This window comes from Citrobacter sp. Cpo109 (assembly GCF_030332565.1).
GTDB classification, from domain to species: domain Bacteria; phylum Pseudomonadota; class Gammaproteobacteria; order Enterobacterales; family Enterobacteriaceae; genus Citrobacter; species Citrobacter portucalensis.
In genome coordinates this window covers 46,837-67,534 of the sequence record NZ_JAOWHQ010000043.1, presented here as the reverse complement: position 1 = coordinate 67,534, position 20,698 = coordinate 46,837, and the positions used below count along the sequence as shown (strand labels likewise).

Genomic DNA, 20,698 nt, shown 5'->3' with positions numbered 1-20,698 from the left:
ATCCGGCCTACAAAAGGTGCATGAACCGTAGGCCTGATAAGCGTAGCGCCATCAGGCATATGCTTAATTCCGGTGTTCAAACGCCAGCGCTTTACGTTCGATTAAGCGCATCATCAGCGTCAGCAAGCCGTTGACGATCAGGTAAATCACACCCGCGGCACCGAAGACCATAACGTCATAAGTACGACCGTACAGCAGTTGGCTATAACCCATTACTTCCATCAGCGTGATGGTGTAAGCCAGTGAGGTACTTTTAAATACCAGCACCACTTCGTTGGAATACGAGGAGAGGGCGCGTTTAAAGGCATACGGCAACAGAATCGCCAGCGTATCCTTTTTGCTCATCCCTAACGCTCCGCAGGACTGCCACTGGCCTTCCGGGATTGCACGAATAGCGCCATAGAACAGTTGCGTAGTGTAGGCCGCACTGTTTAACGACAGCGCAATTAAGGCGCATAACCAGGGTTCAGAGAGCAGATGCCACAGTACCGGATATTCTTGCAATGCCGGAAACTGCCCTGGTCCGTAGTAGATCAGGAAGATTTGCACCAGCAGCGGTGTACCGGTAAACAGCGTGATATACGCGCGTACCAGCCACACCAGCACCGGCGTTTTCAGCGTCAGGATGACGGTGAAGATTAGCGCCAGCACCAGAGCAACCACGATGGAGGCGACCGTCAGCGTCAGGCTGGTATGCAGCCCTTTCAACAATTCAGGTAAATACTCAAGCATCAGCCTGGTCTCCGCTCAAAACGTGTCGCGCGCAGGTCAATGCGTTTGAGAATGTACTGACTCACCAGCGTAATCACCAGGTAAATAGCGGCCGCCACAATGTACCAGGTAAACGGCTCCTGGGTGCGGGTGGCAATACTCTTGGTTTGCAACATCAGATCGTTCACGCTGATAAGGCTGACCAGCGCGGTATCTTTCAGCAATACCAGCCACTGGTTACCCAGTCCCGGTAAGGCATGACGCCACATCTGCGGCATCACCAGACGAAAGAAGATCGCGGCTTTAGACAAACCCAACGCCTGACCTGATTCCCATTGTCCGAGTGGCACGGCCTTCAGCGCGCCACGCAGCGTTTGCGACGCGTAAGCGGCGTACAATAATGACAGTGCAATGACACCGCACAGGAACGGGCTGACGTCGAAGTTTTCGATCTGCATCTGAACCGGGATTTGTACAAACCCGAGATTGATCGTAAAGCCATCGGCCAGCGTCAGCAGCAATTGTGAGGAACCGAAATAGATAAACAGAACCACCAGGATTTCTGGCAGACCGCGCAGGATGGTGACCAGGGCCGAGCCCGCCCATGCCACCGGGCGCCATTTTACTGACTCCCAGACGGCAAAAAACATGGCGAGTGCAAGGCCAATGATCAGCGCACAAACGGCAAGGCCGACGGTCATCCCGGCGGCGCTTGCTAAAGGAAAAAATTCATTCATCAAATATTACTTCTGGAACCATTTGTTGTAGATGGTCTCGTAAGTCCCATCTTTCTTCACTTTTTCCAGCGCAGCGTTAAATTTCTGCTGCAGCTCGGTATTGCCCTGGCGTACCGCGATGCCCAGACCTGTACCGAAGTAATCTTTATCCGTGACTTTGTCACCAACCGCGGCAAGCTTAGGATTGTCTTTCAGCCACTCGGTTACTACTGCGGTATCACCAAAGACGCCGTCAATACGACCGTTTTGCAGATCGAGTTTGGCATTCTGGTAGCTGTCATACGGCACAGTGGTCACTTCCGGATGTTTATCCATGATGAATTTCTGGTGCGTGGTACCGTTTTGAACGCCGACTTTTTTACCTTTCAGCTGGTCGATGCTGGTGTATTTACCCTGCTGGCCCACAAACAGCGCAGAGTTGTCGTAGTAAGGGGTGGTGAACAGCACCTGTTTTTCACGCTCAGGCGTGATGTCCATACCGGCCATCACCGCGTCAAAACGACGGAATTTCAGGCTCGGAATCAGGCTGTCGAAGGCCTGATTGGTGAAGGTACAAGTAGCGTCAATCTCTTTACACAGCGCGTTTGCCAGATCAACGTCAAAACCTACGATCTTGTTATTCGCATCGATAGATTCAAACGGAGGATAAGACGCTTCGGTGGCGAAACGAATGGTTTGGGCTGCGGTAGCGGAAAGACTAAAACCTGCGATTAGCGCGGCAATCAGAACTTTTTTCATTGTATTGTCCCGAATCTTAGTGAGAAAGATAGTTTTTAAACGCTTCGGTTTGCGGGTTGGCAAAGCAGCTCGCATCCCCAAACTCGACGATGTGACCGTTTTCCATATACACCACACGACTGGCCGTTTTACGTGCAACTTCCACTTCGTGGGTGACGATCACCTGAGTAATATTGGTTTCCGCCAGTTCGCGAATGATGCTGACGATTTGGGCGGTAATTTCCGGGTCAAGCGCGGCGGTCGGTTCATCAAACAGCAGCACCTGCGGTTCCATCATCAACGCGCGGGCAATGGCTACACGCTGTTGCTGGCCACCGGAAAGATGTAATGGGTAACGATCGCTGTAAGGCTTGAGGCGCAGACGTTCCAGCAGTTTCTCGGCGCGCGCCATCGCTTGCTCTTTTGTCAGACCCAGTACGCGGCAGGGCGCTTCAATCAGGTTCTGCACCACCGTGAGATGCGGCCAGAGATTATATTGCTGAAAGACCATGCCCACGTTCTGACGCAGATCCCGAATGGCTTTATCTGACGGGGTCTTCGTGAAGTCGAAACGGTTGCCCGCAATAGAGAGCGTGCCCGAGCGCGGCATCTCAAGCAGGTTGAGTACGCGCAGCAGCGAGCTTTTCCCGGCTCCACTTGGGCCAAGTAACACCAGTGTTTCACCCTGAGGGCAATCCAGCGTGATATCGAACAGCGCCTGATGTGCGCCGTAGAAGCAGTTAATGCCGTTTAATTGAATACTCATTGACACTCGATACTGGCAGTCTGATAGCTATTGAAGCCGCAGATACTACCTTTGACAGAATAGTTATGCAATATTTATGCGTTAAAAGTTAAATGCAAACCGCATTCTTCTCTAAACATAGCACAAAATAGCGAGGTCACCAGTGGGTAAGAATAATTGTCGGCATTCTATGCAGAATGCCAGACAATTTATGGGGGTTATGATTTAAGCGTGTGAATGGGGCGGTTAGCGGTTTTCGACAGACTGGCGCAACGTCCCGGCTGGCGCGTGTACGCTGCCGCCCAGATAGCGTACATCATCAACGACCCAGCACTGACCTTCACGGATCATCAGCACTTCATCACGCCAGCTTTGGTCACCCTGTTTCAGCTCTACGCGCAGTGGAATGTTGCGTGCATCACTATTCGGAATAGTCGATGCGCTAGCGACACTGGCGCTGTCTGGTAACGTAGCGCGACTGGAGAACGGATCGCTGTTAAACAGGTCGCGGTGTGCATTATCGCGGCTGGCGTCGGTCAGCAGTTTAGCCAGATTGTCGCTCAGGTACGGACGAAGGGCGGTAATGTCATTGTTTCGATGCTGAATACGGTAATCATAGAATTGTTGAGCCACGCTGTCTGGCCCACCTTCTATGCATGAACCACTACGTGTGCCGTTATCTTTATAGACCGGCGTCACGGTAGTACAGGCGCTGAGAAGAAGTGCACAGGGAACCAGCAGAGAGAGTTTCGAGTAGCGCATAATGATTTCCTTATTAGCTTTCTACGATTAGTGTTCTACGTTGATAGAATATATCCTTTCAATGATAGTGGATCGGTTCGATAATGCTTTTGAGATCGTGCTCTTAGCGCAAAAAGGAGATTAACCATGCAGTTTTCAACAACCCCTACGCTGGAAGGACAGAGCATCGTGGAATACTGCGGTGTTGTTACCGGTGAAGCCATTTTAGGCGCGAATATCTTCCGCGATTTCTTCGCCGGCATTCGCGATATTGTCGGTGGTCGCTCCGGCGCGTATGAAAAAGAGCTGCGTAAAGCGCGTGAAATTGCTTTTCAGGAGCTGGGCGAACAGGCGAAAGCGCTGGGTGCTGATGCGGTGGTCGGTATCGATATCGATTACGAAACCGTAGGCAAAGACGGTAGCATGCTGATGGTGAGCGTCAGCGGTACCGCGGTGAAAACTCGCCGATGAAACGTCTGTTGTGTCTGCTGGCATTTACGCTGTTGCTGGTGGGATGTGCTGGCGAAAAAGGGATTGTCGACAAAGACGGGTATCAGTTAGATACCCGCCGACAGGCACAGGCTGCTTATCCGCGCATTAAAGTGCTGGTTATCCATTACACGGCCGATGATTTTGACTCTTCTCTGGCTACGCTGACCGATAAAAACGTCAGTTCGCACTATTTGATCCCAGCAGTGCCGCCGCTTTACCATGGTAAGCCGCGTATCTGGCAACTGGTGCCGGAAAAAGATCTGGCCTGGCATGCGGGGATTAGCTTCTGGCGCGGCGCTACGCGTATTAACGATACCTCAATTGGCATTGAGCTGGAAAACCGCGGCTGGCAAAAATCAGCGGGCAGCAAGTATTTTGCGCCGTTTGAGCCCGCGCAGATTCAGGCGTTAGTCCCATTGGCGAAAGATATCATCGCCCGCTACGACATAAAACCGCAAAACGTGGTGGCTCATGCAGACATTGCGCCGCAGCGTAAGGACGATCCCGGTCCGCTGTTTCCGTGGCAAGCACTGGCCGTTCAGGGCATTGGCGCATGGCCGGATGCTCAGCGTGTGGCATTTTATCTCGCTGGACGAGCGCCCCATTCGCCGGTAGAAACCGCGTCATTGCTTGATCTACTGTCACGCTATGGCTATGAGGTAAAACCCGAGATGACGCCGCGTGAACAGCAGCGGGTGATTATGGCGTTCCAGATGCACTTCCGCCCGACGTTGTGGAATGGCGTGGCGGACGCGGAAACGCAGGCGATTGCCGAAGCGTTACTGGAGAAATACGGGCAGGGTTAACGCAGACACCAATGCCTGATGGCGCTTCGCTTATCAGGCCTACGGTTAATTTGGCAGGTATTTGTGGCGCTTGTGCCGCCACCCTGCAATGGATATCAGCCTAACGCGGCAGCTTACCGTGGTCGCGCAGCCAGGCCGCGGTACGCTCAATCCCTTCATCCAGCGTCACAACGGGCTGATAACCTAACTCTTCCTGAGCGCGGCTGGTATCCAGCGTAAAGTCAAAATTTAGCTTCGAAACGCCGTAATGCGTAAGCTTTGGCTCTTTCGCCGATTTATTGCCTAAGCGCTCCATGCTGCGGGCAATCATGTCCAGCATCGGGTAGGGCACGGAGCGGATACGGCAGTCAATATTCAGCTCGTCGATAAGTTTCTGCACAATACTGCGCAGGGTGCGATGTTCACCGTTGGTTATATTGTACGCACGACCCGACGGCAGCTTATCGCAGGCTTCCTGACTCGCCAGCCACATCGCGTGAACTGCGTTCTCGTAATAGGTCATATCCACCAGCGCACTCCCGCCGTGCGGCAACAGGATACTGCCGTAGTGGTACATCATATGGGCGAGGCGGGGAATAAAGACTTTATCGTGAGGTCCGAACAAGCTTTGCGGGCGCAAGACAGTAAAGCGAGTCTGCGGATTGGCCTGGGCGAGCAGCGCAATCACCTCTTCTCCAGCCGCTTTGCTGCGGGCGAATTCATTGGCGAAGCGATGGGGACGGAAGTCTTCTTTGATATCGCGATGATGGTGATAATCAAAATACAGCGACGGAGAGGAGATATGAATAAAGTTACGTACGCCCCAGGCTACGGCCCACTCGCCCAGACGGCGGGTAGCACGAACGTTGGCCAGATCAAAAGCTTCCTGAGTTCCCCATGGAGAGGTGAAACTGGAGCAGTGCCACAGCGTGTCAATGCCGGCAAGCATCACTTTTGCCTGCGAAGAAACCAGCTCGGTCAAATCCGCATGCACAAATTCTGCGCCCATTTTCTCCAGCAGCTTGCCCATCGCTTCGTTGCGACCGGTGGCTCTGACGCTGACGCCTTTGCTGCATAAAAACTCAACCGCGTTTCGGCCCAAGCCGCTGGTGGCTCCGGTAACCAGTACCTTCATATCAATCCACTGTGTTTAAAAAACGTCGTGCGCATTCTTCCGTGAATTACGCCTGTATGCAATGGGAAACATGAAAGAATACAGGCTCTTTTTATCATTAGTCTGTGATTTGTTCTGCAAGTTTGGCTATACGCTTCGCCATCCCCCTGAAAATGAACAGGTGGGCGGGGATCATCAACAGCCAGTAGAAGAGGCCAGGCATACCGTGCGGATGCCACCACGCGCGTACATCAATGCGTCGGTGGTCACCTTTATCTTCCAGTGTGAAGCTCAGGCGACCCAGTCCCGGCGCTTTCATCCCAAACAGCAGCGTCAGCTGTTTCTCCGGCTCAACGATGATGACTTTCCAGCTATCAACGGTATCGCCAACTTGCAATAGTGGGTGTTTGGGACGACCTTTTGCCAGCTTATGGCCGACCAGCAGGTCCAACGCCGCGCGCGTCTTCCATAGAATATTGCCAAAGAAATAGCCTTCTTTGCCGCCGAGTCGATTCACAACCTGCCACAGAGCCTTTTTGCTGGCGGAGGTTTCAACGCTAAAGCCAGCTTGTTTAGCAAAATAGCCATATTCTGGACGCCAGCGGGCAAACGCCTGTGCGTCGTAACCCCAGTCGCTGGAGTTGACCAGCTTCTCTTCTTCCTTCAAAGTGCTGCGCACCGCGTCATCAAAGGCAATCAGTTTTTGTGGGATCAGCGCACGTAATTCGGTGTCATCGGCCAGCAGGTCGTGTTTTAAGCCCTGGATCAGCGCTTTGGCCGTGGTCGGCGGCACTGACGTAATGACGTTCAAAAACCAGACCGAAATCCAGCGGGTAGGGAAGGGGATGGGGATGAGCAGGCGATGTTTACCGCTGACCGCCATAAAATGCTCGAACTGTTCCTGATAGCTCAACACCTGCGGCCCGGCGGCTTCGAGGACGCGGTGATGCTGTGTGGGATGATCCAGCAACGCCACCAGGTAGTACATTAAATTCTCCAGCGCGATAGGTGTGGTACGCGAGCGTACCCAGCGTGGAGGGGTGAGAACCGGCAGGTTGTAAACCATATCGCGCATGACTTCAAAGGCAGCGGAACCCGCTCCCACGATAATGCCCGCGCGCAATTCCGTCATTGGCACGCCTGACTCGCGCAGGGTGTCTGCGGTTATCTGTCGCGCACGCAGATGATCGGATTGTTCATGCCGGGGAGCCTGCAATGAGCTCAGGAAAATAAGCTGTTTAACTGGCGTATTACGCAGCGCATCGCGCACGTTCATCGCCACCTGACGTTCGTGGGCGATAAAATCACCGCCTTCGCCCATACCATGAACCAGATAATAAACCGTATCAACACCCGTCAGCAGCGGGGTGAGGTTTTCTGGCCAATTCAAATCGACCTTGTGGCAACTGACATTGGGCAGTTGCTGCTTTTCCAGCCGTTCAATGCGACGTGCCGCAGCCAACACCTGATGCCCTTGCTGACTGAGCGCCTGTACCAAATGCTGACCAATGTAGCCACTGGCGCCGAGAACCAAAATCCGTTGCGGCACGCCCATCTCCTTATTGGGTTAAAAAAGCGCGCCAGTGGGCGACGACTTCAGCAAGTTGTTCACGCGATACGTCCAGGTGCATCACCAGGCGCACAATTGGGGAGGCGTTAATCAGCACGCCTTGCGCTTTCATATATTCGCCCAGCGCGGCAGCGTGCTCTTCGCCAACGCGAACAAACAGCATATTTGTGTCGTGGCGCATGACGTCCGCCCCTGCTTCGCGCAGCTGCTCCGCCATCCAGGCGGCGTTGTCATGGTCTTCCTGCAAACGCACCACGTTATTTTTCAGCGCATACAGTCCGGCTGCTGCCAGAATACCGGCCTGACGCATTCCGCCGCCGGTCATTTTGCGCCAGCGAATAGCGCGTTTGATGTACTCGTGGCTGCCGACCAGCAGTGAACCAACGGGGGTGCCGAGGCCTTTGGAGAGGCAAATGGTGAACGAATCACAGTATTGCGTGACATCTTTAAGTTCACAGCCGTAGGCGACGATGGCGTTAAAAATACGTGCGCCGTCGACGTGCAGGGCAAGATTACGCTCGCGGGTGAATTCCCAGGCGTCTTTCAGATACGCGCGCGGCAGCACTTTGCCGTTGTGGGTATTTTCCAGGCTGAGCAAGCGGGTGCGGGCAAAATGGATATCGTCCACTTTGATTTTTGCAGCCACTTTGTCCAGCGGCAGGGAGCCATCCGGTGCGGCGTCGATAGGCTGCGGTTGAATGCTACCGAGCACCGCTGCGCCACCTGCTTCGTAGAGATAGTTATGTGCGCCCTGACCGGCAATGTACTCTTCGCCACGCTGACAATGGCTGAGCAGCGCCACCAGGTTTGCCTGAGTGCCGGTGGGTAGGAAAATAGCGGCTTCTTTACCAGAAAGCTCTGCGGCGTATTGCTGGAGGGCGTTAACGGTAGGGTCGTCTCCATACACGTCATCCCCGACCGGGGCTGCCATCATCTCTTCCAGCATGGCGCGACTCGGCCGGGTGACGGTATCACTGCGTAAATCAATCATGGTGTCTCCTTATTACACTTCATCCTTCAAGCTGCTTCGGCGTTGGCCGCACCCTTAAACCCCAGTCACATAGTATACCTATGCTCCTGGGGATTTTCGGGCTAGCCGCCTAGATGCATCATGAATGATTTTGTGTGTGATTTAATAAGGATGTTTTACCTGAGCCAGTTCGTTTTCGCCAGTTCGATCACTTCATCACCGCGTCCGCTGATGATTGCGCGCAGCATATACAGGCTAAAACCTTTGGCCTGTTCGAGTTTGATCTGCGGCGGGATCGCCAGCTCTTCTTTCGCCACGACTACATCGACCAGCACCGGGCCGTCAATCGACATCGCCCTTTGTAGCGCTTCATCAACCTCTGAGGATTTTTCCACGCGAATGCCTGTAATGCCGCAGGCTTCGGCAATCCGCGCGAAGTTGGTGTCGTGCAGTTCGGTGCCGTCGGTCAGATAACCGCCCGCTTTCATCTCCATTGCGACAAATCCCAGCACGCTGTTGTTGAAGACAATAATCTTCACCGGCAGCTTCATCTGGACAACCGACAGAAAGTCTCCCATCAGCATGCTAAAGCCGCCGTCACCGCACATTGCCACAACCTGGCGTCCTGGTTCTGTGGCTTGTGCGCCGAGTGCCTGCGGCATGGCATTCGCCATCGACCCGTGGTTAAACGATCCGAGCAGGCGACGTTTGCCGTTCATTTTCAGATAGCGTGCTGCCCACACCGTTGGCGTGCCAACGTCGCAGGTAAAGATGGCATCGTCAGCGGCAAAGTGGCTGATCTGCTGCGCCAGATACTGCGGGTGAATGGCTTTATCGCTGGGTTTGGCTAAATCATCCAGCCCTTTGCGCGCCTCGCGATAGTGCTCCAGCGCTTTGTCCAGGAACTGCCGCTCGGTTTTTTCCTCCACCAGCGGCAGTAGGGCACGGAGAGTGGATTTAATATCGCCAACCAGCGCCATATCAACTTTACTGTGCGCGCCAATGCTCGCCGGATTGATATCAATCTGAATAATTTTGGCATCGGTGGGGTAGAACGGGCGATAGGGGAACTGGGTGCCAAGCAGGATAAGTGTGTCGGCATTCATCATGGTATGGAAGCCGGATGAAAAGCCAATCAGCCCGGTCATTCCCACGTCATAGGGGTTATCGTACTCAACATGCTCTTTACCACGCAGGGCGTGAACAATCGGCGCTTTGATTTTAGCCGCAAATTCAACCAGTTCTTTATGTGCACCGGCACAGCCGCTGCCGCACATCAGGGCGATATTGCTGGAGTAGCGCAGCAGTTGCGCCAGTTTTCTCAGCTCTTCTTCTTGTGGAGTCACCATCGGGAGCGGCGCATGATACCAGTGCGTGGTGGCGCTTTCAGGCGCAGGTTTTAGCGCCACGTCACCGGGTAAAACCACCACGGAGACGCCACGGTTGAGCACCGCCTTACGCATGGCAATTGCCAGCACCTGTGGGATCTGTTCTGGGCTGGAAACCAGCTCGCAATAGTGGCTACATTCGCGGAACAACTCTTGCGGGTGGGTCTCCTGAAAATAACCGCTGCCTATTTCACTGGAGGGAATATGCGCGGCGATTGCCAGCACCGGGACGTGGTTACGGTGACAATCAAACAGCCCGTTGATCAGGTGCAGGTTGCCTGGCCCGCACGAGCCTGCGCAGACGGCCAGTTCGCCCGTCAACTGCGCTTCAGCGCCCGCAGCGAAGGCTGCAACCTCTTCATGACGGGTTGGCATCCAGTCAATTGTTCCCATACGATTCAGACTGTCACTCAGACCATTTAGCGAGTCACCCGTTACACCCCAAATGCGTTTTACGCCAGCCTGTTCGAGTGTTTTAGCAATAAAAGCGGCAACCGTTTGTTTCATGGTTTTCCTTCTCCTCTAATGTGATACCGGTTACAAGTTTAGATGAAGATAATAGTTATGCTTCTCATTTCCCCCTTATTTCCGGCAGGTTTCATTTAACCTGTATTAAGCGTAGTTTGTTTTGGACATGGTGAAACAAGGAATAAATTCAAATGGTTATAAAACTATTAAATTCAGTTAACCGAGTGCTGACTCACGAAGATTTTGGCAAGTTATTGTTACGCTTTGCCGTCGGTGGGCTGATGCTGTTTCATGGGCTGCATAAACTCTTTGCAGGTATTGATGGCATCAGCGGTATGTTGATCGCGAAAGGTTTCCCTGGCTTTATTGCGTATGGCGTTTTGTTGGGAGAGGTCGTGGCACCGTGCCTGATTATTCTTGGCATCCTGACGCGTCCGGCGGCGTTGGGGCTGGCGTTTACGATGGTTGTGGCATGGCTGATGGTCGGGATGGGCGAAACCTGGACACTGGATAAAACCGGTGCATGGGCGATTGAAAGTCTGGTTTATTTCTTCATCGGCGCGCTGGCCGTGGCGTTTTTGGGGGCGGGGCGTTACTCCGTTGCCGGGAATTCTGCCTGGCGATAGTTACCATCTGAGAGACTATACCGAGGCGGGAAAGCGTAGCATTGCTCCGCCTCGTCGTTCAATCTGTCGCTAATCTATGTCGTCACTGTTCCATAGTTTGTGCCGACGTCTCAGCGCTCGCTGCGTCAATGCCCTTGCCATCGCGGTGCCTATTTCAGCGCTGACCACTAATCCCTGAATAAACGGACGATCGTGCATCAACCACGGCAGCCCGCCAAAAGCGATGCGATTGCGGGCGTTTTCCGGCGCTTGCAGCGTGTAATCTTCGCCGACATCCGGGATCTCATCGCCACAGGCCAGCAGTTGATCGCGTAGCGTTGGGAACGGGATATCTTTGCTCTGCAATGCCCGTTGTCCTCGGGCGTCAATAAACACATCAAATTCGCTGCGCTGACCGTGGTGGGAAATTACCGTCATTTCCTGTTCATTCATACGCTCATAATCTGTGCCAAGCGCGAGGATCTCAATCAGCCCGGCTTCGTGCAGCGCCAGTATTCGGCGAACTGACTCTGACGGGATTGCCGCATAGTTATCAATAAATACCCGCGCCAGTCCGCACCTGAAACGTTTTTCGTCGCGGGTATCAAGATGAGGGACTATCTCCTCGATAACCTCGTGCAGGCGCAGCAAGGTATAGCGCCAGGCGACGGTATGTTGTTTTTGCTTGTTGCGCTCAACTTCTACCAGGTTACGTCTCGCCCAGTCAAAAGGGTCATGTCTGAGCCTGTCGGCGAAATAGACTTCGGGGAACGTGTCGGCGTTAAGCGTCGCAAGCGCCACCTGTTGGCACCAGCCTGGCGCTGCGTCTTGCAGTTGTTGCGCCATAAGCTGAAAGATGCGGTCCAGTAATCCGTTTTGGCCATGGGCAATGGCATCTTCAATCGCTTCTGGCGTCGCGATATTCAGCGATTCATACGGAAGGGGGCAGTAAAAATCCGCTTCAGGCAGTACCCCGCTGCGCGACATCAGGGTCAGTTTCAGGTTTTGACTGTCGGATTTAGGTGTGAATTGCAGTGAATGGTCGGTATTGGTAGTGAAGGTGCCATGCTGACTGGCCACAGCCATCGCGGCGTCGATAGCACTTAACGAGGTGCCCAGAATCCCTACCCGGCAAGCACCAATCTGCGCGTCCATCAGACCGGTCCACGGACTGGGGAAAAATTTGCGTGCCTGAGCATCCGTTTCAGGCCACAGATGACCAGTGGCGATAGCGGCGAAATCCACCTCAACGGGCTGTGAAGCGTGGTTGATCCACAAAGAAACCCCATTCGGGGTCGCTTGCAGGTCGGTGACTTTGCTTGCTTCATGTACGCGAATCGTGAAGCCGGCTTGTTGCGCTTTATCGACAATGGCTAAGAAACGATCGCGATAATAGCCGCCGAGGATCACGCGGGGTAAAAATTTCCGCTCATGCAAAGAGGTGCGTTCAATCTGAAACTGGGCCAGATAGTCATCACTTTGATTTTGTAGCCACGTCAGATAGTTGATATAAATCGGTGGGATCTCAATGCTGGCTATATTTGCCAGCATGTGGTCTGCGTTGTTGTCGCTATTGTAAGGCATGCCAACGCCCGCCTCTTCAGCTTGCTCGTAAAGCTCTATTTCCAGCGGTTCACCGCGCTCAACCAGGGCATGAAACGTATAAATCCCGGTGGGACCGACGCCGACAATAGCCACTTTTTTCATGGGGATCCTTGTAGAAAGTTCGACGTGCTAGTCGGGGATTATGTTTAATCTGCGCAGGGTAAGTGTGGTCGATAATTTGCGGGGAGAGTGAAAACATCAGAATTTTGCAACGCCTGACAGCATAAAAAAGGCCACCCGGTACAGCCAGGCAGCCTTTTGCACATCAGATACCGGCCAATTACGCCAGCACTAAATCACCCTGCGGATGACAGGAACAAGCCAGCACATAACCTTCAGCGATTTCTGCGTCGGTCAGCGTCATGGTGCTGCTGACCGTGTAGTTACCGTCAACCACTTTGGTTTTGCAGCAGCCGCAAACGCCTGCACGGCATGCGGCGACAACCGGAACCTTGTTGCTTTCCAGCGCATCCAGCAGCGTACTGCCCACCGGCGCGTAGAACTCTTTCGCCGGCTGTAGCTTGGTAAACTTCAGACCGCTGGTGGCGGCTTCGGCAACAGGTGTGAAGAACTGCTCTTTAAAGAAGCGCGTCACGCCCAGCGCTTTGACTTCTTTCTCGACCAGATCCATATACGGTGCCGGGCCACAGGTCATCACGGTACGTGAGGTCAGATCCGGTACGCTTTTCAGCAGTTCAGTCGTCAGTCGGCCGGAAACAAAACCTTCTGTGGCATTGTTTTCAGCAACTAATGTCACCGGATATTCGCGCCACTCGTCGGCAAAAATGACATCTTGCGGCGAGCGAACGTTAAAGATTACCTGTACATCCGCTTGTGGGCGGTACTTTGCCAACCAGCGACGCATTGACATGATTGGCGTGACACCACAGCCGGCGGCCAGCATCAGGAACTTGTCTTCCGCTTTATCTTCACAGGTGAACTCACCCATTGCATCCGACAGCCAGATATAGTCGCCGCGCTTCACGTCGCGGGTTAGCCACTGTGAACCTGCGCCATCGTCAATCCGGCGGATGGTCAACGTGATGTACTCGCTAACGCCCGGCGTTGAAGAAATGGTGTAAGCACGCAGCGTATCCGCTGAATTACGTACGCTGACCAGTGCATACTGCCCGGCGCGGTAAGGATAATAATCGTGGCACAGCAACGAAATTGTCCATACATCCGGCGTTTCCTGATGGATGTGGTGAACCTGCATCCGCCATGGGCACTGATGAGTTGGCATTGTCATTCTTTACTCCTTACGCGCTCAGCAGTTGCTTCATGTCTTCTTCAACGGTGGTCACGGAACGCAGACCAAATTTCTCGTTTAGAACTGCCAGCAGATCCGGTGTGAAGAAACCAGGCGCAGTCGGGCCAGTGACGATGTTTTTCACGCCCAGAGACAGCAGGGTCAGCAGAATAACAATCGCTTTCTGTTCGAACCAGGAGAGCACCAGAGACAGCGGCAGATCGTTCACGCCACAGCCCAGTTTCTCAGCCAGGGTTACTGCCAGGATGATGGCAGAGTAAGCATCGTTACACTGACCAGCATCCACCAGACGCGGCAGACCTTCGATATCGCCGAACTCCAGTTTGTTGAAGCGGTATTTACCGCAAGCAAGGGTCAGGATCAGGCAGTCATCCGGCACGCTGGTGGCGAAGTCGGTGAAGTAGTTACGTTCACCACGTGCACCGTCACAACCGCCAACCAGGAAGATGTGACGCAGTTTTTCGCGGCTCACCAGGTCGATCAGGGTATCAGCAGCGCCCAGCAGGGTCTGACGACCGAAACCTACGGTGATCAGGTGCGGGATTTCGCTGTACGGGAAGCCAGCCATCTGCTGTGCCTGAGCGATAACCGGACCGAAGTTGTCGCCTTCGAGGTGGCTGACACCCGGCCAACCGACGATGCTACGGGTCCAGATACGGTCGTCGTACGCGCCAACGGTCGGGTCGATGATGCAGTTAGAGGTCATGACGATCGGACCTGGGAAGCGGGCAAACTCTACCTGCTGGTTCTGCCAACCGCTGCCGTAGTTACCGATCAGGTGCTTGAACTTACGCAGTTCCGGGTAGCCGTGTGCCGGCAGCATTTCACCGTGGGTATAAACGTTAACACCAGTACCTTCGGTCTGCTCCAGCAGGTTGTACAGATCTTTCAGGTCGTGACCGGAGATCAGGATGCACTTACCTTCGGTCGCTTTTACGTTGACCTGAGTCGGGGTTGGGTGACCGTATTTGGTGGTTTCACCGGCGTCCAGAATGCTCATCACTTTGAAGTTCATCTGGCCGATTTCCATTGAACACTCCAGCAGAGCGTTCATATCGGCAGGCCAGGTACCCAGCCATGCCATGATTTTGTGGTACTGAGCGTAGATTTCGTTGTCGTACTGACCGAGAACGTGTGCGTGCTCCATGTAAGCTGCCGCACCTTTCAGGCCGTACAGACACAGCAGACGCAGGCCGAGAATGTTCTCGCCGATGGCTGCTTTGTCTTTGTTCGGGGTAAATTCAGCGGCCTGACGTTGCAGGTCACCCAGATCGTCGCTGACCAGTTGCAGATCGGCCATCGGGTTGGTGACCGCTGCGTTCGCGTCGATGTTCAGGCATTGCGCTTTCAGGGCGTCGCGCATGGCGATAGCTTCACGGGCATAGCCAACAATACGCGGGGAATCGAAGTTAACGTTAGTCAGCGTGGAGAAGAACGCACGCGGCGCAAAGTTATCAACCTCATGGTCGATGATGCCGTATTCACGTGCTTTAACAGCCCATGCAGACAGACCTTGTAGGGAAGCAATCAGCAGATCCTGCAAATCGGAGGTTTCAGCCGTTTTACCGCACATACCCTGCGCGTAAGAGCAGCCGTTTCCTGCCGGAGTACGGATGGTTTGTTCACATTGCACACAAAACATGGTCACACCTTTTAAAGTTATATTTAATATACATGTTTAAGGTTATGCCTGAGCGCGAAGGGATAAAAGGGATTTCTGCTACTACTTGCAGGGAGATTGATTTAGCGCAATTTTGGCGGTAGCTGACTACCGCCAGAGAGGTATTTGTCCCGGCGTCAGGCGGAGAAAAACGCCATCAGCAGAGGCACTAACAGACTCAGAATAAAGCCGTGGACGATGGCTGCCGGGACCATTTCCAGACCGCCGCTGCGTTGTAAAACGGGCAGGGTGAAATCCATTGATGTTGCGCCGCATAATCCCAGCGCGGTAGAGCGGCTGCGGCCCACCATTCCTGGAATCAACATAATGGCGATTAGCTCACGGGCCAGGTCGTTAAAGAAGGCGGCACTACCAATTACGGGCCCGAATGATTCGGTTAACAGAATACCGGATAGGGAATACCAGCCAAAACCTGATGCCATCGCCAGCGCGGTTTTCAGCGGTAGACCGAGGATCAAGGCATTGATAACCCCCGCCAGCATCGAACTGGCGACGACGACGACGGCCACGATCATCCCCCGACGGTTCAGCACAATTTGCTTTAAGGTCATGCCGCTGTTGCGTAGTTGAATCCCCACCAGGAACAGTAAAAAGATTAACGTATATTCGCTGGCTTCGGTGGCATGCTGCAGAATGGGAAGCCCAGTGAGGCCGAGCAGGAAACCGATGACGACGACGCCGCAAAGCTGAAGCGACTCAAGCGCCATTGCAATTCGCGAAGGGAGCTTTTCTTGCTTGTGGTTGTGTCTCCAGGGCAGCGAACGTTCCAGCCAGAACAGCGCCGCAATATTACACAGTATAATGACTGTCACGCTGACCGCAGAATAATGAAGAATGGCTAACAGGTTGCTGGCGAGATTATCCAGAAACGCCAGGCTAATACCCATAAAAAAGAGAATAAGGTAGACGATCCAGCTTAACAGGCGATTGATAAGTTGTAATGCAGTCCTGTGCCGGAGCGGAATAAGGTAGCCCACAATAAGGGGAACCAGAATGATTAACAGCCCTGAAAACATGAAAATCAGATCCTTGCTGAGAAGTAAGACGAAATGCGTCACTATAACCTAAATAATTCAAGTTGCAGGAAGGCGGCAAGGGAGTGAATCCCCGGGAGCGTACATAAGTACGTGACTGGGGGGAGCGAGCGCAGTCAACACATCTGCAACTTGAAGTATAACGGGTATACACACTACTCAATGCAAAGAGGGGAGTAAAGTTGCAAATAAAAGGAAATATAGCGTGGAGAAAAAAGACCTGACAATAGTCAGGTCTTTTTGTTAGCGATTAATCGCGTTTTTCCAGCAGAGTGCGGTAAATAAGACCGCCGAGTACCCCACCGATGATCGGCATAACCCAGAAGAACCACAATTGTTGCAGTGCCCAACCGCCCTGGAAGATGGCGACTGCGGTACTACGTGCCGGGTTTACAGAAGTGTTGGTGACCGGAATACTGATCAAGTGAATCAGTGTTAACGCCAGACCAATTGCGATAGGTGCAAAACCTGCCGGAGCATGTTTATCGGTCGCGCCGTGGATCACTAATAAGAAACCTGCGGTCAGAATAATTTCAATGACGACGGCAGAAAGCATGGAATAACCGCCTGGTGAATGTTCACCAAAGCCGTTCGAAGCAAAACCACTGGCCGTTGCATCAAAACCTGCTTTACCGCTGGCAATAAGATACAGTGCCGCAGCTGCAACAATACCGCCCACAACCTGAGCAATAACGTAACCAATAACGTCTTTTGCCGGGAAGCGACCGCCAGCCCATAAACCGAAGGTTACCGCTGGGTTAAAGTGTCCACCGGAAATATGTCCTACGGCGAAAGCCATGGTCAGTACCGTCAGACCAAACGCCAGGGCCACACCGGCAAATCCAATACCCAACTCCGGGAATGCTGCGGCCAGTATTGCGCTACCGCACCCGCCAAAGACGAGCCAAAACGTACCGAAGAATTCAGCTGCTAATTTCCTGAACATAACCACCTCAATTAAAAGTTCCGGGTTCGAGTTCCTTGCCCGGTAATTCATCGCTAAAAAGGGACGATGATGAAAGAGCGGGTATTTTAGAAAAAAACATCATCCCTTCGCCAGTTAAATTGATGAAAAAATTTGATTTAAGGCAATATGTTGTTATTCCTTTATGAATATTGGATGAATGAAGCATAGTTCAATTAGGAAAAGGTGATGATTGAGTTCTGAAATAATATTCCGAGGAAAACATAAGAAGAATATTCTTATATTTTTCAATTTCTGCTACTAACCTCCTGATCATACCGGGTGTCCTGAGCGCCCGCTTGCCGTTATACTCCTGATAACTTGAAGGAAAAAGTTAGCATTTCCGGAGGCTATATGATTCTCGAACGCGTTGAGATTGTTGGATTTCGTGGTATTAACCGTCTGTCGTTGATGCTGGAGCAGAGCAACGTGCTGATTGGGGAGAACGCGTGGGGTAAATCCAGTCTGCTGGATGCCTTGACTCTGCTGCTGTCGCCGGAGTCAGACCTGTATCATTTTGTCCGCGAGGATTTCTGGTTCCCGCCGGGTGATATACAGGGCCGGGAACACCACCTGCACATTATCCTGACGTTTCGTGAATCCCAACCAGGTCGTCACCGGGTGCGTCGCTATCGTCCTCTGGAAGCTAGCTGGACGCCGTGCCAGGATGGCTATCACCGCATTTTTTATCGCCTGGAAGGCGAGTGTGCGGATGACGGTAGCGTTCTGACCTTGCGCAGTTTTCTTGACGGCGACGGACATCCATTACCTCTCGATGACATTAACGATCAGGCGCGACACCTCGTGCGCCTGATGCCGGTACTGCGTCTGCGTGACGCGCGATTTATGCGACGGATCCGCAACGGTACGGTGCCAGATTCGGCGGATGTCGAAGTCACCGCCCGCCAACTGGATTTTCTGGCGCGTGAGCTGGCTACCCGGCCGCAAAACCTGACCGACGGGCAGATCCGCCAGGGATTATCGGCCATGGTTCAGTTGTTGGAGCACTATTTTTCCGAGCAGGGGGCTGGCCAGTCCCGCTACCGTCTGATGCGCCGTCGCTCCAATAACGAACAACGGAGCTGGCGCTATCTGGACATTATTAACCGCATGATTGATAAACCCGGCGGACGTACGCACCGGGTTATTCTGTTGGGCCTGTTTTCGACCTTGTTGCAGGCCAAAGGCACGCTAAGGCTGGATAAAGACGCCCGACCTTTATTGCTGGTGGAAGATCCAGAAACGCGTTTACATCCCATCATGCTGTCGGTGGCCTGGCACTTGTTGAATTTACTGCCTCTGCAGCGAGTGGCGACCACCAACTCCGGTGAGCTGCTGTCCCTTACGCCTGTTGAACATGTTGTTCGTCTGGTACGTGAATCATCCCGCGTCGCTGCCTGGCGGCTGGGGCCGGGTGGGATCAGTGCAGAAGATGGTCGGCGAATCGCATTTCATATTCGTTTTAATCGTGCGTCATCGTTGTTTGCCCGCTGCTGGTTGCTGGTAGAAGGTGAAACGGAAACCTGGGTGATTAACGAACTGGCCCGCCAGTGCGGACACCACTTTGATGCGGAAGGGATTAAAGTCATTGAATTTGCCCAGTCCGGTCTTAAGCCGCTGGTTAAATTCGCCCGCCGGATGGGAATAGAGTGGCATGTGCTGGTCGATGGAGATGAAGCCGGGAAAAAGTACGCGGCCACGGTACGTAGCTTATTGAATGACGACAGAGAGGAAGAGCGCGAGCATTTGACCATGCTCCCCGCGCTGGATATGGAACACTTTATGTATCGCCAGGGGTTTGCTGACGTCTTTCACCGGGTGGCGCAAATTCCGGAGAACGTGCCTATGAATATGCGCAAAATAATCTCCAAGGCGATTCACCGGTCGTCAAAACCGGATCTGGCGATCGAGGTGGCGATGGAAGCCGGGCGGCGGGGCGTTGATGCGGTGCCAACGCTGCTGCGAAAAATGTTTTCCCGCGTGCTGTGGCTGGCACGCGGCAGAGCGGATTAGTGGCGAAACATCGACGACAGCTGCGAATGGATGCTGTCCAGTAGCTGATAGCGGCGGCGGTATTCTGCGCGTTTTTTGCTCGCAATATCCGCCTCGCTTTTTCGCGCCAGCGTGCGCGGAATATGATAGTACCCGTTGCTGTCGCACTCACCGCCAACCGACTCCCAAAAAGTGTTGTAGTCGGAAAGGATTACCTTGTTTTTATCGTCGTAGCGCGGGCTGCGAAAAATATGCTGTTCATTGCTTACAGCCAGAATTTGTTCGATATTTAATTGTTCCGCAAAACAGCAAATGGCTTCCATCACAATACGTTTTGGGAAAATCCCATGGCATGATTTGGTCGCTTTTTGAATTTCTTCATGTGGCAGTAATCGGCTGCCTCCCTGTAACCCGCCAATAAACAGTGTACTGCTCCCTTCATAATTGCACAGCGTAAACGTCATTTCCGCTAAAGTCTCGCCAGTGCAATTGCGTACCAGAATGGTGCTTTCACCTTCTTTATCCAGTATGATGAATGAAGTCATTATTACGCTAAATACTTCGCTATTTTTTCCCTCAATTTGTGCTAGTTGTAATCCATCTTCACTTAAATAATTCTTAAATTCAGTGGCTGAAAAAAAGCTACGGATAGCATTGTAATGATAACGCACGGCATCCAGTTTCGTTTTGTGGTCAAGATTTTTCGCGAGATAGGCGCGATGCAAACGAACCGGCAATCGTGGCTGGCGTGCAAGTATGCTATCAAGGTCAGGCCATTGCGCCAACTCGGTCATCCATTCACGCGTTAATCGCGGCATAAGCGCTGAGCGCAACAAAAACTTACGACGAAAGCTACGCTGATGCCAAAATTGTCCGGGGCGCCAATGTCCGGTCATCAGGCTACAAAAGAGGCTAAAACTTGTAACTGGTTTTGAAGAATGAAAAGTGCTTTCAGTTAGCTGGCTCATAATATAAATCCGATTGATACCCTTGTACTAATTTCAGCACAGCGGATCTTAACCATTCATCAATAACTCTGTTATTCTTGCGCTTTTCAACGGCGATTTATTTAACGTTGATGTTTAGCACTCCACTCTGGTGGACGTATT

Annotated in this window: 19 protein-coding genes; 4 read left to right on the top strand and 15 right to left on the bottom strand. The window is 52.9% G+C overall.

Going from position 1 to position 20,698, the window contains the following annotated elements; all coding sequences use genetic code 11:
• Positions 1–63 precede the first annotated feature (63 nt).
• From artM to OGY71_RS03965, 5 genes are all read right to left on the bottom strand, one after another.
• Positions 64–732, bottom strand: a complete 669-nt coding sequence (gene artM / locus OGY71_RS03985) for an arginine ABC transporter permease ArtM (protein ID WP_003840185.1) — start codon at positions 730–732, stop codon at positions 64–66.
• Positions 732–1,448 (bottom strand): arginine ABC transporter permease ArtQ, encoded by a 717-nt coding sequence (gene artQ, locus OGY71_RS03980; protein WP_003027301.1) that lies wholly within the window; start codon positions 1,446–1,448, stop codon positions 732–734. Before artQ ends, artM begins: the two co-directional genes overlap by 1 nt.
• A gap of 6 nt (positions 1,449–1,454) precedes the next feature.
• Positions 1,455–2,186: an arginine ABC transporter substrate-binding protein ArtI gene (gene artI / locus OGY71_RS03975; protein ID WP_003027298.1), complete on the bottom strand. Its 732-nt coding sequence runs from the start codon at positions 2,184–2,186 to the stop codon at positions 1,455–1,457.
• 16 nt (positions 2,187–2,202) lie between these two features.
• Positions 2,203–2,931 (bottom strand): arginine ABC transporter ATP-binding protein ArtP, encoded by a 729-nt coding sequence (gene artP / locus OGY71_RS03970; RefSeq protein ID WP_003027295.1) that lies wholly within the window; start codon positions 2,929–2,931, stop codon positions 2,203–2,205.
• A gap of 225 nt (positions 2,932–3,156) precedes the next feature.
• Complete coding sequence (locus OGY71_RS03965; protein ID WP_003834409.1) at positions 3,157–3,672, bottom strand: lipoprotein; 516 nt, start codon at positions 3,670–3,672, stop codon at positions 3,157–3,159.
• Between the two features lie 126 nt (positions 3,673–3,798).
• On the opposite strand from OGY71_RS03965, the gene OGY71_RS03960 reads away from it, so the two are divergent.
• Both OGY71_RS03960 and OGY71_RS03955 read left to right on the top strand, forming a co-directional pair.
• Positions 3,799–4,122 carry a heavy metal-binding domain-containing protein gene (locus OGY71_RS03960; protein ID WP_001160725.1) on the top strand — a complete coding sequence of 108 codons (324 nt, stop codon included), beginning with the start codon at positions 3,799–3,801 and terminating at the stop codon, positions 4,120–4,122.
• Positions 4,119–4,949 (top strand): N-acetylmuramoyl-L-alanine amidase, encoded by an 831-nt coding sequence (locus OGY71_RS03955; RefSeq protein ID WP_148361761.1) that lies wholly within the window; start codon positions 4,119–4,121, stop codon positions 4,947–4,949. Before OGY71_RS03960 ends, OGY71_RS03955 begins: the two co-directional genes overlap by 4 nt.
• 100 nt (positions 4,950–5,049) lie before the next feature.
• Here the strand turns inward: OGY71_RS03955 and OGY71_RS03950 are convergent, their stop codons facing one another.
• The 4 genes from OGY71_RS03950 to poxB all read right to left on the bottom strand — a co-directional run bounded on the left by OGY71_RS03950 (position 5,050) and on the right by poxB (position 10,477).
• A complete protein-coding gene (locus OGY71_RS03950) occupies positions 5,050–6,063 on the bottom strand; it encodes a 3-beta-hydroxysteroid dehydrogenase (RefSeq protein WP_003834312.1) in 1,014 nt (337 codons plus the stop codon).
• A gap of 97 nt (positions 6,064–6,160) precedes the next feature.
• A complete protein-coding gene (locus OGY71_RS03945) occupies positions 6,161–7,591 on the bottom strand; it encodes an SDR family oxidoreductase (RefSeq protein ID WP_126317705.1) in 1,431 nt (476 codons plus the stop codon).
• Between the two features lie 10 nt (positions 7,592–7,601).
• Complete coding sequence (ltaE, locus tag OGY71_RS03940) at positions 7,602–8,603, bottom strand: low-specificity L-threonine aldolase (protein ID WP_286612894.1); 1,002 nt, start codon at positions 8,601–8,603, stop codon at positions 7,602–7,604.
• A 155-nt stretch (positions 8,604–8,758) separates the two neighbouring features.
• Complete coding sequence (poxB, locus tag OGY71_RS03935) at positions 8,759–10,477, bottom strand: ubiquinone-dependent pyruvate dehydrogenase (protein WP_003834304.1); 1,719 nt, start codon at positions 10,475–10,477, stop codon at positions 8,759–8,761.
• 152 nt (positions 10,478–10,629) lie between these two features.
• On the opposite strand from poxB, the gene OGY71_RS03930 reads away from it, so the two are divergent.
• The gene (locus OGY71_RS03930) at positions 10,630–11,064 is read left to right on the top strand and encodes a DoxX family protein (RefSeq protein ID WP_003834302.1); all 435 of its coding nucleotides are present in this window, start codon (positions 10,630–10,632) and stop codon (positions 11,062–11,064) included.
• Positions 11,065–11,133: 69 nt separating this feature from the next.
• On the opposite strand, the gene OGY71_RS03925 is transcribed toward OGY71_RS03930, so the two are convergent.
• The 5 genes from OGY71_RS03925 to aqpZ form a co-directional block, all read right to left on the bottom strand.
• Positions 11,134–12,750, bottom strand: coding sequence for an FAD-NAD(P)-binding protein (locus tag OGY71_RS03925; RefSeq protein WP_286586987.1), 1,617 nt, complete (start codon positions 12,748–12,750; stop codon positions 11,134–11,136).
• 178 nt (positions 12,751–12,928) lie between these two features.
• Entirely contained in the window at positions 12,929–13,897 is a 969-nt protein-coding gene (hcr, locus tag OGY71_RS03920) for an NADH oxidoreductase (protein ID WP_003834299.1), read from the bottom strand.
• 10 nt (positions 13,898–13,907) lie between these two features.
• Positions 13,908–15,560, bottom strand: coding sequence for a hydroxylamine reductase (gene hcp / locus OGY71_RS03915; protein WP_008785224.1), 1,653 nt, complete (start codon positions 15,558–15,560; stop codon positions 13,908–13,910).
• A gap of 155 nt (positions 15,561–15,715) precedes the next feature.
• Positions 15,716–16,615 carry a LysO family transporter gene (locus OGY71_RS03910; protein WP_016150624.1) on the bottom strand — a complete coding sequence of 300 codons (900 nt, stop codon included), beginning with the start codon at positions 16,613–16,615 and terminating at the stop codon, positions 15,716–15,718.
• Between the two features lie 268 nt (positions 16,616–16,883).
• On the bottom strand, positions 16,884–17,579 hold the full coding sequence (gene aqpZ / locus OGY71_RS03905; RefSeq protein ID WP_003834293.1) for an aquaporin Z: 696 nt from the start codon (positions 17,577–17,579) through the stop codon (positions 16,884–16,886).
• 372 nt (positions 17,580–17,951) lie between these two features.
• Between aqpZ and OGY71_RS03900 the strand changes: the two genes are divergently transcribed.
• Entirely contained in the window at positions 17,952–19,610 is a 1,659-nt protein-coding gene (locus OGY71_RS03900) for an ATP-dependent endonuclease (RefSeq protein ID WP_003834292.1), read from the top strand.
• On the opposite strand, the gene OGY71_RS03895 is transcribed toward OGY71_RS03900, so the two are convergent.
• Positions 19,607–20,557 carry a VirK/YbjX family protein gene (locus OGY71_RS03895; RefSeq protein WP_003834290.1) on the bottom strand — a complete coding sequence of 317 codons (951 nt, stop codon included), beginning with the start codon at positions 20,555–20,557 and terminating at the stop codon, positions 19,607–19,609. The genes OGY71_RS03900 and OGY71_RS03895 overlap by 4 nt on opposite strands.
• Positions 20,558–20,698 lie beyond the last annotated feature (141 nt).